The organism is Streptomyces sp. NPDC050703, assembly GCF_040654435.1.
Classification (GTDB): Bacteria; Actinomycetota; Actinomycetes; order Streptomycetales; family Streptomycetaceae; genus Streptomyces.
Genome location: NZ_JBFAHX010000022.1, coordinates 112,767 through 129,226, shown reverse-complemented (window position 1 = coordinate 129,226; position 16,460 = coordinate 112,767). Strand labels below are relative to the sequence as shown.

The following is a 16,460-nucleotide window of genomic DNA, read 5'->3' as shown; positions in this document are numbered from 1 at the left end:
GCATCGAACAGGAGCCGGTCCCATGCCCGTCAAGACGGCACCCACCGCCGAGGAACTGCTCGGCGACGACCTGCACACGGAAGTGGTCGGGCACTTCGCCGCACGGCCCGGCGCTCCGGACACCGCCTTCGTCGCGGTACAGGTCCGCGAGTGCCTCCGCTATCTCTACCTGGTCTCCCGGCACCCCGACCGGCTCGGCGGCCTCTTCCTGCCCGTGGAGCAGGACATCGACGAGATCTGGCACTACCTCGTCCTGCAGACCCGCGAGTACCGCGAACTGTGCGAGGAGCGGCTGCCCGGCGGCCGCTTCATCCACCACCGCAGCATCTCCTACGAGGCCTACCAGGCGGCCCCCGGCCGCGCGACGGCCGCCGAGGAGGCGCTGCGGTGGATTCCGCTCTACACCGCCGCGTTCGGCCCCTTCGACGAGGCGGCGCTGCCGCACTGGACGGTCGTGCGGTTCCTGCACGACGAACTCGGCCTCTCCCTGGCGGAGATCGCGGCCGCGGCGGGCGAGGCGGAGGCGCCCTCGCGGGGAGCGGCGTGACCACGGCCGCCCCGCGTGCCGGGGAAGCGGCGTCGCCCGACGTCCTGCGGCGCGCCCTGACCGTGCTCGTCGTCTCGCAGGCGCTGGGCGGTGCGGGCATGGCCGCGGGCATCACGGTCGGTGCGCTCCTCGCCGAGGACCTGCTCGGCTCCACGGGGCTCGCCGGACTGCCGACCGCGCTGTTCACCGCGGGCGCGGCCGTCGGCGCGGCGGTGATCGGGCGGGTCTCGCAGCGGCGGGGGCGGCGCCCGGGCCTCGCCCTCGGCCACGGGGCCGCCGCGCTCGGCAGCGCAGGGGTGGTCGCCGGGGCGGCGTGGCAGTGGGCGTGGCTGCTGCTGACCTCGCTCTTCGTGTACGGGGCGGGCACGGCGACGGGCCTCCTCGCGCGGTACGCGGGTGCCGACCTCGCCCCGCCGGAGCGGCGCGGGCGTGCCACCGGCACCGTGCTGCTCGCCACGACGCTGGGGGCGGTCGCGGGCCCGAACCTCGTCGGCCCCGCGGGCTCCCTCGCCCATGCCTGGGGCATCCCGCGGCTCGCGGGCCCGTTCCTGCTCGCCTCGGTCGCCTACGCGGCCGCCGCCCTGGTCCTGCTGCTGTGGCTGCGGCCCGACCCACTGCTCCTGGCCGGTGCCGCGCCGGCGCGGGGGCCCGTGGCCGCCGCGCGGGAGTCCGGCCGCTTCACCCCCGGTGTCGTCACGGGCGCCACCGTGATGGTCACCGCCCAGTTGGTGATGATCGCCGTGATGACGATGACGCCGGTGCACATGGCGGGGCACGGCCACGGCACCCAGGCCGTGGGGCTCGTCATCGCGCTGCACGTGGGCGCGATGTTCCTGCCGTCGCCGCTGAGCGGCATGCTCGTGGACCGCTTCGGCCCGCTGCCCGTGGCGGCGGCGTCCGGTGTCGTCCTGCTCGGCGCGGGCCTGCTCGCCGGTCTCGCACCGCCGGGCGGCGTGCTCTGGCCGGCCTGCGCGCTCGTCGTACTCGGCGTCGGCTGGAACCTCGCCCTGGTCGGCGGCACCGCACTGGTCACCGACGCCGCCCCCACGGAGCGCCGCGCGTCCGTGCAGGGCCTGGTCGACGTGGGGATGTCCCTGGCGGGCGCGACGGGCGGCATGGCCTCCGGTCCGGTGGTGGCGGGCGGCGGCTATCCGCTCCTCTCCGTGGCGGCGGGCGCCCTCGCGCTCGCGGTGATCCCGGCGGTGGCCGTGCGGGGGCGCGGGGCCGGTGCGGAGGCTGGTTCGGGCACCGCCTGACATGGGCTATGATTGATCTTGAGCTCGCCGCCGAACTTCCGGTGGCAGGCCAGGCGTTGGTCGTCCAAGGAAAGATGCCCCGCTTCCTGCGGGGAGATGCAGGTGCAAGGCCTGCCCAGCGCTCCACAGACCCCGGTCTCCGATTCGGAGACCGGGGTCTTCTCGTGCGCCGCCCGAGGTCCAGAGGGACCCTCCCGCCCCCGCCCGCATGGACACTGACGACCCGTCGGTCCATCATGCGCACGCCCCTTTGTTCACCGTCGCTTCACCTCGTCCCGTACTACCCATCGGTAATCCTTCATACGGAGATCACAGACTCTGCCCGTCCAACACCCGGCCTTCCTCCCCGAAGGGATCCCTACGTGGTCACCCCTCGCAGTCACCGGTCGGCGGCGCTCGCCCTCGCCACCGCCGTCGCCTCCCTCGCCGCGCTCGCCGTGCCGTTCCATGCCGTGGCCGCACCGGCCGCACCCGCCGGCGCGGCGGACGCGAAGGCGGCGCTGCCCGCCGTCACGCCGCGCGCCGAGACCCCGGCCCTGCACGACGACGAGGCGGGCGGCGACGCCGACGCCGACGACCCGGCGATCTGGCGCGACACCGCGAACCCCGACCGCAGCCTGGTGATAGCCACCGGCAAGCAGGGCGGGCTCCGCGTCTACGACCTTGCGGCCCGCGAGGTGCAGTCCCTGCCCGCGCCCGCAGCGCCGGGCCCCGACCACGCCCCCGGCCGCTACAACAACGTCGACCTCGTGCACGGACTGCGCCTGTCGTCCGGCAAGGCCGACCTCGCCGTGACCAGCGACCGCGGCACCGACCGGCTCCGCTTCTACCGCATCGACAACAGCCGCCCCGGTGCCCCGCTCACCGACGTCACGGCCCCCTCGGCGCCGCCGGTCTTCTCCGCCGACCAGCAGGAGATCGACGACCAGCGCACCGCGTACGGGCTCGCCACCTGGACCGACAAGGCCACGGGCCGCTCCTACGCCCTGGTCAGCCGGCGGGAGCGGACGAGCATCGCCCTGCTCGAACTCACCCCGGCCGCCGACGGCAAGGTCGACTACCGCAAGGTGCGCACCCTCGACCTGCCCGCCGACTTCCGTCTGCCCGACGGCACTTCGTGGACGCCCTGCGGGGAGCCCGGCGAACTGCCGCAGGTCGAGGGCATGGTGGTCGACCCGGCCGACGGCACGCTGTACGCGGGCCAGGAGGACGTCGGCATCTGGCGGCTCCGCGCCGACCTGACCGGCACGCCGAAGCTCATCGACAAGGTCCGCGAGTACGGCGTTCCCGGCACCTATGACGAGGAGACCGAGGAGTGCGCCCCGGGCACCGACCCCGGGTACGGCGGCAAGCGCGTCACGGCCGACGTCGAGGGGCTGACGCTCCTCACGGAGAAGGACGGCGACGGCTACCTCCTGGCGTCCAGCCAGGGTGACAACACCTTCGCCGCCTACGACCGCGAGGTCTCCGACGCCAACGAGTACGAGGGCGGCTTCCGCGTCACCGCGGCCTCCGCGACCCTCGACGGCTCGGAGGAGTGCGACGGCGCCGCCGTGCTCAACGAGCCGCTGGGGTCCAGGTTCCCGAACGGTCTGCTCGTCGTGCAGGACGGCCACGACGCGCCCGGGGACAGCGAGCGCCCCTCCACCAACTTCAAGTTCGTGGACCTCGGCAAGGTCATGGACGCCCTGGACGACTGACGCTCCGCACGGCCCCTCAGCGCAGCGGGCCCGTGCGTCCCGACCGCGCGGTGGAGACGAGTTCGGCCACCGTCGCCAGTTTGACCCGGGGGCGGCCCGCGGCCTCGCCGCGGGCCGTCTCCGCGCGTTCGATCGCGGCCAGACCGCGGGCGTCGACCACGTGGCGGTTGCGGCGGCGGGCCAGGCGGTGGAAGGCACGGACCGGCTGCCGGGGCGCGGGCAGGGCGCCCGCGACCGCGTCGGCGAGGAGTGTCGAGACCGTCTCGGCGGCGCAGGTGCGGTTGGCGCCGATGCCGCCGGTGGGGCCGCGCTTGATCCAGCCCACCACGTAGGTGCCGGGGCGCCCGGCGACCCGGCCGCCCTCGTGCGGCACGGTGCCGGTCGCCTCGTCGAAGGGCAGGTCCGCCACCGGCACTCCGCGGTAGCCGATCGCGCGCAGCACCAGGCCCGCCCGCAGGACGCACTCCTCCGTCCCGGACGCGACGCGCACCGCCTCGGCCCTGCCCTCGCCCTGGATCTCCGCGGGCTCGCTGTGGAAGCGCAGGACGACGCGCCTGCCCGGCTCCGGCCGCCGCTCCAGGTCCACGGGGACGCGGGTGACGTCGCGCAGGACGGCGGCCTTGTCCTTCGGGCCCGCCGCTTCGATGGCGGCGGCGATCCTCGGGTCGTGGTCGTCGACGACGAGGTCGACGCCCGGGAGGTGCTTCAGGGCGAGGAGTTCGGAGCGGGTGCAGGCCGCGTGCTCGGGGCCGCGCCGCGCGAGCAGCACCACCTCGCGCACCCGGCTCGACCGCAGCGCGCTCAGGGCGTGGTCCGCCATGTCGGTGCGGGCGAGCGCTTCGGGGCCGGCGAGCAGGATGCGCGCCACGTCCAGGGCGACGTTGCCGTTGCCGATCACTACCGCGCGCTCCGCCGAGAGGTCGACGGTGTCCGGTGCCGCGTCCGGGTGGGCGTTGTACCAGGCGACGAAGGCGCCCGCGGAGAGCGATCCCGGCAGGTCCTCGCCGGGTATGTCCAGGCGCCGGTCGGCGGAGGCGCCCACCGCGTAGATCACCGCGTCGTGGTGGTCGGCGATCTCCTCGGCGGTGACGTCGGTGCCCACGTCGAGCCCCAGGTGCATCCGTACCCTCGGGTGGGTGTGGAAGCGTGCGAAGGCGTCACCGACCCGCTTGGTGGCCGGGTGGTCCGGCGCCACGCCGTACCGTACGAGGCCGCCCGCCACCGGGAGACGGTCGATGAGCGTGATCTGGGCGCCGGTGTGCAGGAGCAGGTCCTGCACCGCGTACATCCCCGCGGGTCCCGTGCCGACGACGGCGACCTTCGGCGGCGTGAAGTCGGCGGGCAGGACGCGCGGGAAGGACGGTGCGCCCCAGGGGTGGAAGTTGGGCCCCTCGGGCTCCGGCGCGGGGCCGCCGCCCGCTCCGTCCTCGTCGAAGTAGCCCGCGTTGATGGCGGCGTACTCCCGCTGGGCGGCCGGCAGCTTGTCCACCGGGAAGATCGCGTCGACCGGGCAGGCGTCGGCGCAGGCGCCGCAGGCGATGCAGGTCGCGGGGTCGATGTGCAGCATCTCGGTGCTGCCGAACGCCCGTTCCTCCGGCGTGGGGTGGATGCAGTTGACCGGGCAGACGGCGACGCAGGAGGCGTCGCTGCAACAGGTCTGGGTGATGACGTAGGTCATGTTCGTGGACTCGGCTCGGCTCGGAACGGTCGGGACGGTCGGATCGCCTCAGATGAGGTGGGCGCGCTTGTAGAAGACCAGGGCCGGCTTGGTGAGCAGACCGCACGAGGCCAGGAACTCCATCAGCCCGGCGCAGCTGGAGCGCAGCATCGACTTGTGGTGCTCGTTGGCCTTCGCCTCGGCGAGGGCGCGCCTGCCGTCCAGACCGGCGTTCGCGTACACCTCGGGGTTCACCATGCTGGTGACGATGACGTACGAGGCGATGGCGATGACCAGGGCGTTGAACTGGCGGCGCGCGCGGCCCGCGCCCGCGAGGCGCTTGCGCGTCTGGTCGCGGGCGAACTTCATGTGCCGCGACTCCTCGACCACGTGGATGTTGTTGATGGTGCGCACGAACGGCACGACCCGCTCGTCGCGCATCCAGTCGCGCTGCATGACGTCGAGGACCTCCTCGGCCACGAGGATCGCGGCGTACGCGGCCTCGCCGAAGGCGATCGACTTGAACGCCCTGCCCATCTCGGTCGCGAACCGGTGCGGGCGGTACGGCGGCGCGCCGAGCTTCTCGGCGCCGCGGGCGAACATGATCGAGTGGCGGCACTCCTCGGCTATCTCCGTGAGCGCCCACTGGACCTCGGCGCTCGTCGGGTCCTTGGCGTAGACGTCGCGCAGCACCATCTGCTGGAGGATCATCTCGAACCAGATGCCGGTGCTGGCCACCGACGCGGCCTCCTGCCGCGTCAGCTCCTTGCGCTGCTCCTCGGTCATCTCGCGCCAGTAGGCGGTTCCGTAGAGCGTGCTCCACTCGGGGCTCGCGCCGTGGTAGCCGCGGTCGAGCGGGGTCTCCCAGTCGACCTCGGTGGCCGGGTCGTACGCCAGCACGGCGGCCGAGTCCAGCAGCCGCCGGGCGATGTCGCCCTCCGGTGGGTCGTCCTGTGTGGTCGGCCGGACAGTGCTGCTCGCCATCGCTGCGGCTCCTCGACTCGGACGTCAGGGCAGAGGAGGCCGCGGCGCCGCCGGGCACGGCAGGCCACGACCCCGTTGTTAGACAGAAGGTATAACAACGGGGTCTGTGTGCCTACCCTCCAGTAAGCACGAGTGGCGGCGGGCCCCGCGCGTGCCGGGAGCGGTCAGGTGTGGCTCAACTGCTCGGCGGTGCCGCCCGGCTGCCCCACCGGCGTCCACCGAATCCTGGTGCTGCACGCGGCGACGACGAGCGCGGAGGCGGCGACCGCGGCGAAGCCCCAGACCAGGCTGCTCGCGTGGGCGATGAAGCCGATGAGCGGCGGCCCGGCGAGCAGCCCCGTCGTGCCCATGGCCGCGACCAGCGTCAGGGAGTCCGAGCCCTGCCCCGCCGCCGCCACGTACACGCAGGGAGTGACGGCCGCGATGCCGAGGCCGACGCAGGCGAAGCCGATCAGGGCCGGGATCAGGCCGCCGCTGACCAGGGCGAGGAGCAGCCCGACGCCCGCTAGGGCGCTGCCGAGCAGGACGACGCGGCCGTCGCCGAAGCGGCTGCGCCAGCCGTCGGCGAAGAGGCGGGCCACGACCATCATCCCGGAGACGACGGCGATGCCGAGGGGAGCCAGGCCCTCCGAGGCGTCGGCGACCTCCTCCAGGTAGAGCGCCGACCAGTCGTTCATGGCGCCCTCGGTCACGGTGCCGAACGCCATGGCCACGCACATCCACAGCGTCAGGGCGGACGGCACGGCCCACTTCCGGGGCCGCTTCTCCGCCTTCCCCGCCTCCCCTGCCTTCCCTGCCTTCCCTGCCTTCTCCGTCGTCTCCTCCGCCGGCTTCCCGTCCGTCAGGAGGCCGGTGCGCGCCACCGCCACGAGCAGGAACAGGAGCACGGCGGCGGCGCCGAAGTGCGCGGCGACCGTGGAGGTGACCGCGTTCATGCCGGAGGCCAGCAGCGCGGCGAGCAGCGAACCACCGCTGAACGTCGCGTGCAGCCGCGCCATGGCGTTGCGCTCGTACCGGCTCTCCAGAGCCGCGCCCTGCGCGTTCATCGCCACGTTCAGACAGCCCACGAGCACTCCGTCGACGCACATGACGAGCAGTGCGACGGGGTAGTTCGGGGCGGCGGCGAGCGCGAGGAGGACCAGGGCCAGGGCGAGCGCGGACAGGAGCGCGAGGCGCTGTGAGCCGAGCCGCCGCATCAGGGCCGCGACCAGCGGGAACGACACCGCCGCACCGACGCCCGCGGCCATCAGCAGGACCCCGACCTCCGCCGCCGTCAGGCCGAGGTCGGCCTTGATGGCGGGGATGCGCGCGGCCCATGTGGCGTACTGGAAGCCGAGGGCGCAGAACAGGGCGGCGATGGCCAGCTGTCCGCGGTGGAAAGGATCACGTACGCGGAGCACCCGCATCAGCCCACTTCTCTGTCGCGCGGTGCCGGACCCGCCGGCACCGCCCTGGACATGTACACGGCCGTCGGGCCGTACCCGGCCGGGAGACCGGCTGCCTCGTCGGCGGTGTAGCCGCGCCGCGCCCAGTACCGGTCGCTGCCGCCCACGGCCACCAGGGAGATCCGCTCGTACCCGTGCGCACGGGCCGCGGCGGTGAGGCCGTCGAGCAGATGCCGGGCGAGGCCCCGCTGCCGCAGGCCCTCGGCGACGACGATGTCGTGCAGGTGGAGATTGCGCGACGTGGGCGTGGCGACCGCGGGCCGCTCCTCCGGGCTGCGCAGGTCCGGGTACCGCTCCGCCGGATAGGGCAGGGCCAGCAGATAGCCCGCGAGCCGGGGCCCGAGGTCGAGCGCGAAGCAGGTGTCCGGCGACGCGAGCATCCGGGACCGCAGCGCGTCCCTGCCCTCGGAGAGGCCGAGCCGTGCGTAGGCACGGGCTTCGAGTTCGACGATGCCGTCCCAGTCGGCCTCGGCGATACGGCGTACCCGTACCGCCTGGCCGGCGGGCACATCGAGTACCTGGGTGCGGCTCACGCGTCCCCGCCCTCCGCCCAGGTGTACGCCAGCGGGCCGAAGCCGTTGAAGCCCCGCGTCATATAGCTGGTCGCGTACGCGCCGCTGGACAGGACCCACACCGGGTCGCCCGAGGCCAGTGCCTCGGGCACCGGCACGAGGCCGTGCTTGTGCGAGAAGGCGTCGTCGCTGTCGCAGGTGGGGCCCGCCACCACGGCGGGCACGGAGTCGGCGCCGTGGTGGGTGGGGAAGACCAGGCGGTACTGCAACTGGTCCATCTCGTAGAGCCCGTTGAACTTGCCGCAGCTCAGGTAGAGCCAGTACTGCCGCTCGCCGTCGGGGCGGCGCCGCGCGGCGAGCCGGGAGACATGGGCGCGGATGGCGCCGTGGTCGGCGATGAGATGGCGGCCGGGCTCGATGACGAAGCCGAGCCGGTGGCCGGGGATCGCGCCGAGCCGCGCCATGCCCTCGCGGATGACCGCGAAGATCTTGTCCAGCGGGGGGTCGAGCGGTGTGCCGTGCTGGTCGCGGTAGCCGAGCGCGGGCAGTCCGCCGCCGAGGTTGACGTGGTCGAGGGGGATGCCGCGCCGGGCCAGGGCGGTCAGCACGTCGGCGATGAGGTCGCAGGCGCCGCTCCAGGCGTCCGCCGTCATCTGCTGGGAGCCGACGTGCACCGAGAGCCCGGCGGGGGTGAGGCCCAGCTCTCGTGCCCGCTCCAGGATGGCGACGGCGTCGGCGGGCGAACAGCCGTACTTGTTGCTGAGCCCCCAGAGCGCCCCCTCCCCCGTGGTCGCGAGCCGGCAGAACACCCGGGCGCCGGGCGCGTGCCGCGCGACGGCGGCCACGTCCTCCAGGCTGTCGGTGGCGAAGTCCGTGATGCCGAGGCGGTGCGCCTCCGCGATGTCGCGGTCGGACTTCACGGTGTTGCCGTAGTGCGTCCTGCCGATCGGCACCCCCGCGCGCAGCGCCTGCTCCACCTCGTAGGGGCTCGCCGCGTCGACGCCGCAGCCCCGCGCGGCCAGCCGGCCGAGCACCTCGTCGACCGGGCACGCCTTCATCGCGAACCGGACGGCGACGCCCGGCAGTTCGCGGAGCAGCGCCTCGTAGGCCCCCTCGATCCCGGCCAGGTCGAAGACGATCCGGTCGTCGTCGGCGGCCGCCAGGGCGGCCAGGAGCCGGGGTGCGGCCCCCGGGCCCGTCGCGGGGAGCGGGACGGGCCCGCACGTCATCGTCGCGCTCACGCCGGCCGCCCCGCCGTCAGATGCGCACCGGTCTCCCCGGCCGCCCGTATCAGGGACTCCCAGGCCTCGGTGAGCAGGGCGAAGTCCTCGATGTCGCCGCGCGCCTCGTCCAGGAAGCGCTCGCGGCGGCCGGCGAGGAGGTCGGCGAAGTGCGCGTAGCGCCCGCCGAGCCGGCGGTAGGCGGCGTCGATGCGGTCGAGGCGCCGCACGTTCCCCGCCTGGTCGAGCATGGCGCTCTGCCGGGCGAACCCGCTGATCGCGGACGCGTCGACCCGGCCGTCGGCGTCGAGCAGGGCCTCCCCGGCCGCGGCCGTCTTCTCGTAGATGAAGTTGAAGTAGAGCATCGAAAGGAAGAACTTCACGAAGCGCGTCTGGTACGCGATGAAGCCGGCGTCGGTCCTGCGTTCCGCGGTGTAGTAGTTGACGATGTTGCGGTTGTGCAGGACGCCGGGCAGGGCCGCGTCGTGGACCAGGTGGATGAGGAAGTAGTCGCTGCCGATGGTGTCGGTGGCCGGCGGCAGCGGCACGCGTTCGTGTACGCCGTGGAAGGCGATGTTGCACATGTCGACGCGCATCGGGTCGACCAGCGTCAGCGTCGCCCGGTCGCCGGTGAAGGGCTCGGAGCCCGCGCCCCGGAAGGACTCGTCGACCAGGTCCCGCTTCTGCTCGTCGGTCCAGTCGTCGGGCGCCCAGAGGCTGACCACGTCGTGGTAGGCCCCGGGGTCGAGGGCGCGGATCTCGCCGATGTCGACGGAGAGTTCGCCCACGAAGGAGCTGCCGACCATCGATACGCGCTTGTGCGCGTGGCGCGGGTCGAGGGCGGTCTCGACGGCGCCGTACGCCGCGTCGGCCGCGCTCTTGCCGAGGGAGGCCAGCTCGTGGTGGACGGGGAAGACGGGTTCGCCGTCGAGGAGCTGGTAGCGGCTGTCGGAGTCCCTGCGGTGCACGGACTCGCAGCCGAGGGCGGCGGCGAAGAGGAACGCGCGGTTGGTGCAGGCGCCGTAGGAGACCGCCGCCGGGAGCATCAGCTCCAGCATCAGCTCGGGCTTGGCGACGTCCGCGCGGCCGATCACCCGGCTGAGGAAGGCGCGCTGCTCCGCTTCCCCGAGGTGGTGGACGCTGATCCGCGGGTCCTCGGGGAGCGCGTGGACGGCCGCCGCGTGGGCGGCGAACGTGGCGGGGTCAGAGGAGTCGAGGATCAGCAGGTGCACCTCGACGTCGAAGTGGGCGGTGGCGTGGGCCGCCTCCTGACCGATCGCCGCGATGGTGTCCGGGCAGGCCCGGTTGGTGGGGAGGGTCAGGCAGATGCGGCGCATGCGGCTTCCCCGATCGGCTGGTCGAGGTCCTTGCCGTGCCACGACTTGAGGCCGAGCAGCTTGGCGCCGAGGTCGTTCAGGGCGGCGGTGCCGTAGCGCAGCGCCTCGGGCTTGTCGGCGTCGCCGAGGAGGGTGGCGTTCCACTCCGGTGTGCCGAGGTTGCTCCAGGAGTCGATCCGCGAGCGGCGCAGCTCCTCGTGGCCCTCCAGGGCGGGCATCATCGACAGGTACTGCACGGCCCGTACCCCGTTCTCCGAGGTGTTGGGGGCGACGCCGTGCGCGAGCAGGCCGTTCCAGATCAGCAGGTCACCGGCCTCCAGTTCGGGGCGGACGACCGGCATGTCGTCCTGGTCGATCGCGGGCCGGATCGGGTCGCGGTCGTCGGGCTGGAGCGCCTTCCACCGGTCGAAGCGGCGGAACAGCTCGGGGCAGCACTGGAAGCCGCCGTGCTCGTGCCGGGTGTCGTCGAGGGCGATGATGCCCTGCACCCGCTGGGGCAGGATGCCGAGGCTGGTGTCGATGTCCCAGTGGAGGTTGATGTCGAAGCCGCGCTCGGTCGGCGCGATCAGCGAGCGGGAGCGGTTCTTGATGTTGGGCGGGTTGAGGTTGAGCCGGTCCAGGGTGACCCAGAGCTCTTCGCAGTCCCATACGTCGGTGAAGGCGTCGTAGACCCGCTGGGTCTGCCGGCTGTCCCAGATGAGCTGGTGGTGGTACGCCTCGACGAAGCCGTAGATGTGCAGCTCGCGGTCGAGGTCCGAGCGGAACTCGCGCTCCTCGTACCAGGTGTCGGGGCGGCCCCGGTCGAGTCCCTGGAACTCCCAGGCGAAGTCGAGGAGGTTCTTGGCCGACTCGGCGGGGATCGCCTGCTTCACGACGACGTAGCCGTACGTCTGCCAGAAGGCGAAGTCCTCCTCGGAGAGCACCTTCAGCGGCCGTGTCTTGGTCAGGTCCCGCAGCTGGGTCTGGGCCAGGTAGGTGTCCCCGTCGGCGCTGAAGTAGGGGACGTCGGAGGCGGCTCGGTGGAGGTAGCGGTCGGGCGCTGGCATGTGGTGCTCCAGGGTTCGGTTCTCGCCGGACCTCTTCGGGTCCGCCGGGGCAGCGCACGTCCCGGCCGCCCCTCGTCGAACTTGCGTACCACCAAAATGGACTAGACCAACTCCCGCTGTCAACAATTGACTTGGGCGCCTTGTGGAACAAAACGACGATAAGTGACCCTCGTTCACGCCGCCGTCACGTGCGGATGCGGCGAACATTCGGTGCCCGGACCCGGCACCGCTCCCGTCATGCGGGACGCGGTGTGTCGGTGCGGTAGGAGTGGCCGAGTTCGGGGCCGAGGCCGAAGTAGTGGCGGAAGTTGTAGATCAGCGGGCTCCAGGCCGCCGGGTCGACGTGCTGGGTGCCGGGGACGACCACGGCCGGATCGGCGTGCACCCTGAGCACCTCCGCCTCGACGGTCACATACCAGTCCGCCACGCCTTCGCGCACCCGCGCGGCGCGGGCCTCGAACTGCAGGGGGCAGCCCGCCACACGGGAGGGGCGCACCAGTTCCGAGCGCTGCGGGGTGAGTCCCGCGGCACCGAACTTGTCGGGCTCGTGACGGCACCCGGCCGGCTTGCCCGGCGGCACGGGGAAGCGGCCCGTCAGGGGCGCGAGCGCTTCGACCCGCTCCCACATGTCCGGCGACGGCAGGCTGATCACCAGGTCGCTGCGCGCACGGAGGTTGTGCGCGGTCTGCCCGTCGCCGCCGAGGCCGATGACGACGATCTGCCCCAGGGCCCAGAGAGAGGAGACGGGGGCGAGGTTGTCCGTGCCGTCCGCGTTCTCCGTGGTCAGGAGGGCGACGGGGGTGCCGAAGTACAGGATGCTCGGGGCGATGGCCCGGTGGCCGGTGGCCATGGGGTGCGTGGGGTGCTGCGCGATGTCCATGACCGAACCCTAGGAACGGGTCGGTTCGGTCCCGGCCGAAGAGTGAATCCGGCATCCGCGTGCATTGACGCCGCACGGAGCCCGGTTCAGGGTGTTGCGCACCCTGGGTACATCCACGCTCGCGAGGAGAGGCTCCTGTGATGCGAAGACGCGCCTTTGTCCGTGGAATCACCGCCGTCGGCGCGGCGGCGGCCCTGCCGTTGCCCCTGGCCGGTGCCGCCGCCGCCCGGCCCGCGGCCACCGCCCGCAGGGCCGCCTCCTGGCGGGAGGTGCCCGCACCGGCCGGGCAGCCCGCCGCCCACCTCACCGCGCTGGCCGCCGCGGGACCCGGCCTCGCCTGGGCCGTCGGCGAACAGGGCCGCTACGGCGGCACCCTCGGCACCCCCATGGCCCTGAGCTGGAACGGCACCGCCTGGTCGGCCACCGACCTGTCCCACCTGACCTACACCGGCGGCCTGCGCTCGGTCGCCGTCGACCCCTCGGGGACCACCGCCCTGACCCTCGGCACCGACACCGCGGGGCACGACCAGCTCCTCGCGTGGGACGGCGCGACCTGGCGCGAGAGGGCGTTCCCCGGCCGGGGGGCCGCCGGGACGAAACTGACGGCCGTCGCCGCCGGGCCGGACGGCGGCTTCTGGGTGGCGGGGCGCCACGACGGCCGGGCCGGACTGCTCCGTGGCAGCGGCGGGACGTGGCGCTGGTGCGGGCCGCTGCCGGACGAGGCCGCGCCCACGCCGTACGGGGTGCGCGTCACGCGCGGCGGCGAGGTGTGGGTCTTCGGCGACGTCATCGCCCGCTGGGACGGCGCCTGGACGGTGGTCCCGCGCAACGTCGGCATCCGCGCATCGGTGTCGGGGCTGCTGCCCGTGGCACACGACGACATCTGGCTGACCGGCTTCTCGTACGGGGTGGGCGGACCGCCCGGCAAACCGCCCTCGGTCGTGCTCCAGCACTACGACGGCACGGAGTGGTCCTCCGTCACGTCCCCGTTCACCGTCGGCCTGTTGAGCGGCATCACGGCTGACGCCGCGGGCCGGCCCGACCGGATCTCCGGCTGGGACTTCTGGGACCAGAAGCGCGCGCACTACCTGCGGTGGGACGGCACCGCCTGGGTCGGCGAGCGGGGCCCCGAGTCCCCGTCCGCGTACCTGCCGGAGGCGATCACCGCGATCCCGGGGACGGACGGCGGCCACTGGTCGGCCGGCACGACGTCCTTCTCGCCCTACCCGCCGGCCCAGATCCGCGTCGAGCGCCTGGGCTGAGGCCGGGCCGTCCGGCCGGTGACCCGGCCGGACGGCCCGTCAGCGCCCGCTCACTCGTCGATCGCCGCGCCGAACGCCGCGCCCTTGGCCGGTGCCCCGAGCGTCGCCGCGCCGAAGGACCAGGTGCCCGAGGCCGTGACGCCGCCCGAAGTCGCCGAGAGCGTCCAGACGAAGCCGTCGCCCGCGTTCTCGCCGGGCGCGGCGGCCAGGAGACCGAAGCGGCCGTCGCGGTTGGGGTCCGTGAGCCGCACCTGCGCGCCCCACTTGTCGCCCTTCTCGGGCACGCCCGGGATGTCCGCGGTGTCCTGGTCGAAGGACTTGGCGCCGGTCGCCGTCATCCCGTTCTCCGAACCGCGCAGCACCCACACCGCGCCCGCGTCGGCGACGGTGCCGATGTCCTCGCCCGGCGCGCCGATGGCCACGTCCGCGTAGCCGTCGCCGTTCGTGTCCGCGACGGACAGGTCGGCGCCCCAGCCGTCCCCGCGCTCGGCGACCCCGGGCACGCCCGCGGCGTCCTGCGTCCACCACTTGGCCTCGTCGGCGAGGCCGTCCGCCGTGCCGTAGCGCACGCCGACCAGGCCGCCGGTCATCGTCTCGCCCCCGTCGTCCGGGGAGGCCGGCTCGCCCGTCACGAGGTCGTCGTAGCCGTCGTCGTTGATGTCGCCCGAGGCCGCGGCGGGCCCACCGCGCAGCTCGTTCCTGTAGGCGAGCCCGTCGGCGCCGCCCGCGTACTGCACGGACCAGCCGTGGCCCGGCTCCTCGTCGCCCAGGGTCACCCCGGAGACGACGAGATCCGCGTACCCGTTGTCGTCGTAGTCGCCCGTGGTGAGCGACTTGGGCTGGATGCGCCGCTCCTGGGCGGCCTTCGCGAGCCGCTCGACGGCCTGGCGGCGCAGCGGTGCCTCGCCCCTGGCCTGCGGCGCGGCGTCGTAGGCGAACAGCTCCACGTCGTAGCGGTCCATGACGGCGAGCAGGTCGCCCGGCGTCTCCGCGGTGAAGCGCGCGGCGGCGAGGCCGAGGCCGAACCGCTCGCCCGCGGCGGGCTCCTGGGTCTGCAGCCAGTCGCTCGCCGCGCCCTTGAGGCCGTCCTTCGAGCCCCAGAGGATCGCGACGCCGCCGGCGTCCGCCGTGTCGCCGAGGTCCTCGCCGGGGATGCCGACGACCGCGTCGTCGTAGCCGTCGCCGTCGAGGTCGCCCGTGGCGACGGCCTTGCCGAAGCCGTCGCCCGCCTCCGCCGCGCCCGACACGCCGGACGTCGACTGGCTGAAGCGGGCCGCGTCGGTGGTGCCGATGCCTCTGGTGGAGCCGTACTGGACCGTGACGAGGCCCGCTCCCTTGGCCCCGCTCACCGTGGCGCCGGGGGCGCCGACCAGGACGTCCTCGTATCCGTCGCCGTTGAAGTCACTGTTGCGGTCGTCGGCGTGCGTTCCGCCGGGGGTCCCGGCGAAAGCGGTGGGAGCGGCGGCGATACCGGCCCCGGTCAGCAGGAGGAACGATGCCGCGGCGAGGGCGGCCGAACGGTTCTTGCGCACGAGCGGCTCCTGTGAAGGAAGGTGACCGGGCCAGGCGCGGGGGTGTCCGGAAAGGGCCCGTTCCTTGTCCGGCGCCCTGTTCGACACGGGATGGTGCGCAAGGGTTGTACGGGACTTCGCCTTCCGTTCCGCGGGGCGAGGGCGGCGGGGTCCGGGTCCGCCGTCACTTCCACCCGTACGCGTAGGCCGTCACCCAGGTGATCTCCAGTTGCGCGCTGCTGCCGGGCGCCGCCCCCGGGCCTTCGAGCGCGCTCTCGTTCTGCAGGACCCAGGAGAGCGGCCGGTCCGGCACTCCCCGCGTGTCGTGCCCCGTCTCCCGTCCGTCCACGAAGAACCGGACGTGTCCCGGCGTCCACTCCGTCGACACGGTGTGCCATGCGGTCCAGTCGTCCGCGCCCTTGAAGGACCCCTGTTCGCCGCCTCCGCAGGGGTGGTGGAAGGCACTGAGGGGCCCGGTCCACTCGCCCTCGGGATGGTCCATCTCGCAGCCCCCGCCGTAGTGGAGCCAGGCCGACTTGTAGCCGGGAGCCTGCTTGGTCACCTTGATGCGGGCGCTGTACTTGCCGTACTTCATCTGCATGACGGCACGTGGTACGACCGCCGACGCGTGGACGGGGCCTCCGTCGGCGGGCCGCCACATCCGGATGCGCATACGGCCGTCGCCGTCCTCCGCGGGTCCCACGCTCACGGTGTCCTCGGGGTGGTAGACGCCCACGACGTCGCGGTCGCGGTCGTTCGCGGTGTCGGGCCAGCCCGTGGGGTACGCCCACCAGTTGTCGCGGTAGGAACCTTCGAGCCCGGCGCAGTACGCGGCGGAGGTGTCGGCGTGGTGGTCGCAGTCGCCGAACGCGCCGAGCGGCACCCGGTCACCGTCGAAGTCCTCGGCGAGGACCTGCCAGAACGGCCCGCAGTCGCCGACCGGCATCGCGGTGCCCCCGGTGCGGCAGGCATCGGCGGACACGGGCGCGCCGCCCGCGCTCGGGATGGACAGCAGTGCCGCGAGCAGTGCCGCGCCGAGCGAGCCGAACACCAGCGGCCTGCGCCTGCGCCGCCCCGTCGTCGCCGCGTGTGTTCCCATCGCG

The 16,460-nt window shown here is 73.6% G+C and carries 14 protein-coding genes; 4 read left to right on the top strand and 10 right to left on the bottom strand.

Going from position 1 to position 16,460, the window contains the following annotated elements; translation table 11 throughout:
• Window positions 1-22 precede the first annotated feature (22 nt).
• The 3 genes from AB0I16_RS21430 (at window position 23) to AB0I16_RS21420 (ending at window position 3,503) form a co-directional block, all read left to right on the top strand.
• On the top strand, window positions 23-547 hold the full coding sequence (locus tag AB0I16_RS21430; protein ID WP_363251038.1) for a hypothetical protein: 525 nt from the start codon (window positions 23-25) through the stop codon (window positions 545-547).
• Window positions 544-1,803, top strand: coding sequence for an MFS transporter (locus AB0I16_RS21425; protein WP_363251037.1), 1,260 nt, complete (start codon window positions 544-546; stop codon window positions 1,801-1,803). The genes AB0I16_RS21430 and AB0I16_RS21425 overlap by 4 nt, the downstream gene beginning before the upstream one ends.
• Before the next feature lie 362 nt (window positions 1,804-2,165).
• Window positions 2,166-3,503: a phytase gene (locus tag AB0I16_RS21420; protein WP_363251036.1), complete on the top strand. Its 1,338-nt coding sequence runs from the start codon at window positions 2,166-2,168 to the stop codon at window positions 3,501-3,503.
• Between the two features lie 16 nt (window positions 3,504-3,519).
• On the opposite strand, the gene AB0I16_RS21415 is transcribed toward AB0I16_RS21420, so the two are convergent.
• The 8 genes from AB0I16_RS21415 to AB0I16_RS21380 form a co-directional block, all read right to left on the bottom strand.
• Window positions 3,520-5,181 carry an FAD-dependent oxidoreductase gene (locus tag AB0I16_RS21415; RefSeq protein ID WP_363251035.1) on the bottom strand — a complete coding sequence of 554 codons (1,662 nt, stop codon included), beginning with the start codon at window positions 5,179-5,181 and terminating at the stop codon, window positions 3,520-3,522.
• A gap of 48 nt (window positions 5,182-5,229) precedes the next feature.
• Window positions 5,230-6,144, bottom strand: a complete 915-nt coding sequence (locus AB0I16_RS21410) for a diiron oxygenase (RefSeq protein ID WP_363251034.1) — start codon at window positions 6,142-6,144, stop codon at window positions 5,230-5,232.
• Between the two features lie 164 nt (window positions 6,145-6,308).
• A complete protein-coding gene (locus AB0I16_RS21405) occupies window positions 6,309-7,550 on the bottom strand; it encodes an MFS transporter (protein ID WP_363251033.1) in 1,242 nt (413 codons plus the stop codon).
• A complete protein-coding gene (locus tag AB0I16_RS21400; RefSeq protein WP_363251032.1) occupies window positions 7,550-8,122 on the bottom strand; it encodes a GNAT family N-acetyltransferase in 573 nt (190 codons plus the stop codon). Before AB0I16_RS21400 ends, AB0I16_RS21405 begins: the two co-directional genes overlap by 1 nt.
• Window positions 8,119-9,330: a type III PLP-dependent enzyme gene (locus AB0I16_RS21395; RefSeq protein ID WP_363251057.1), complete on the bottom strand. Its 1,212-nt coding sequence runs from the start codon at window positions 9,328-9,330 to the stop codon at window positions 8,119-8,121. The genes AB0I16_RS21400 and AB0I16_RS21395 overlap by 4 nt, the downstream gene beginning before the upstream one ends.
• An 8-nt stretch (window positions 9,331-9,338) precedes the next feature.
• Complete coding sequence (locus tag AB0I16_RS21390; protein ID WP_363251031.1) at window positions 9,339-10,658, bottom strand: DUF6271 family protein; 1,320 nt, start codon at window positions 10,656-10,658, stop codon at window positions 9,339-9,341.
• The gene (locus AB0I16_RS21385; RefSeq protein WP_363251030.1) at window positions 10,640-11,704 is read right to left on the bottom strand and encodes a phytanoyl-CoA dioxygenase family protein; all 1,065 of its coding nucleotides are present in this window, start codon (window positions 11,702-11,704) and stop codon (window positions 10,640-10,642) included. Before AB0I16_RS21385 ends, AB0I16_RS21390 begins: the two co-directional genes overlap by 19 nt.
• 235 nt (window positions 11,705-11,939) lie before the next feature.
• Window positions 11,940-12,584 carry a flavin reductase family protein gene (locus AB0I16_RS21380; RefSeq protein ID WP_363251029.1) on the bottom strand — a complete coding sequence of 215 codons (645 nt, stop codon included), beginning with the start codon at window positions 12,582-12,584 and terminating at the stop codon, window positions 11,940-11,942.
• A 140-nt stretch (window positions 12,585-12,724) separates the two neighbouring features.
• Between AB0I16_RS21380 and AB0I16_RS21375 the strand changes: the two genes are divergently transcribed.
• Window positions 12,725-13,846 (top strand): hypothetical protein, encoded by a 1,122-nt coding sequence (locus AB0I16_RS21375; protein ID WP_363251028.1) that lies wholly within the window; start codon window positions 12,725-12,727, stop codon window positions 13,844-13,846.
• A gap of 50 nt (window positions 13,847-13,896) precedes the next feature.
• On the opposite strand, the gene AB0I16_RS21370 is transcribed toward AB0I16_RS21375, so the two are convergent.
• Window positions 13,897-15,378: an esterase gene (locus tag AB0I16_RS21370; RefSeq protein ID WP_363251027.1), complete on the bottom strand. Its 1,482-nt coding sequence runs from the start codon at window positions 15,376-15,378 to the stop codon at window positions 13,897-13,899.
• A 163-nt stretch (window positions 15,379-15,541) separates the two neighbouring features.
• Complete coding sequence (locus AB0I16_RS21365) at window positions 15,542-16,456, bottom strand: glycoside hydrolase family 16 protein (protein WP_363251026.1); 915 nt, start codon at window positions 16,454-16,456, stop codon at window positions 15,542-15,544.
• Between the last annotated feature and the right edge of the window lie 4 nt (window positions 16,457-16,460).

Excerpts from the sequence above, each read along its gene's own strand:
- AB0I16_RS21365 (WP_363251026.1), bottom strand. The coding sequence starts at position 16,456 with ATGGGAACACACGCGGCGACGACGGGGCGGCGCAGGCGCAGGCCGCTG.
- AB0I16_RS21430 (WP_363251038.1), top strand. The coding sequence starts at position 23 with ATGCCCGTCAAGACGGCACCCACCGCCGAGGAACTGCTCGGCGACGAC.
- AB0I16_RS21395 (WP_363251057.1), bottom strand. The coding sequence starts at position 9,330 with ATGACGTGCGGGCCCGTCCCGCTCCCCGCGACGGGCCCGGGGGCCGCA.
- AB0I16_RS21385 (WP_363251030.1), bottom strand. The coding sequence starts at position 11,704 with ATGCCAGCGCCCGACCGCTACCTCCACCGAGCCGCCTCCGACGTCCCC.
- AB0I16_RS21390 (WP_363251031.1), bottom strand. The coding sequence starts at position 10,658 with ATGCGCCGCATCTGCCTGACCCTCCCCACCAACCGGGCCTGCCCGGAC.
- AB0I16_RS21380 (WP_363251029.1), bottom strand. The coding sequence starts at position 12,584 with ATGGACATCGCGCAGCACCCCACGCACCCCATGGCCACCGGCCACCGG.
- AB0I16_RS21375 (WP_363251028.1), top strand. The coding sequence starts at position 12,725 with ATGCGAAGACGCGCCTTTGTCCGTGGAATCACCGCCGTCGGCGCGGCG.
- AB0I16_RS21415 (WP_363251035.1), bottom strand. The coding sequence starts at position 5,181 with ATGACCTACGTCATCACCCAGACCTGTTGCAGCGACGCCTCCTGCGTC.
- AB0I16_RS21410 (WP_363251034.1), bottom strand. The coding sequence starts at position 6,144 with ATGGCGAGCAGCACTGTCCGGCCGACCACACAGGACGACCCACCGGAG.
- AB0I16_RS21405 (WP_363251033.1), bottom strand. The coding sequence starts at position 7,550 with ATGCGGGTGCTCCGCGTACGTGATCCTTTCCACCGCGGACAGCTGGCC.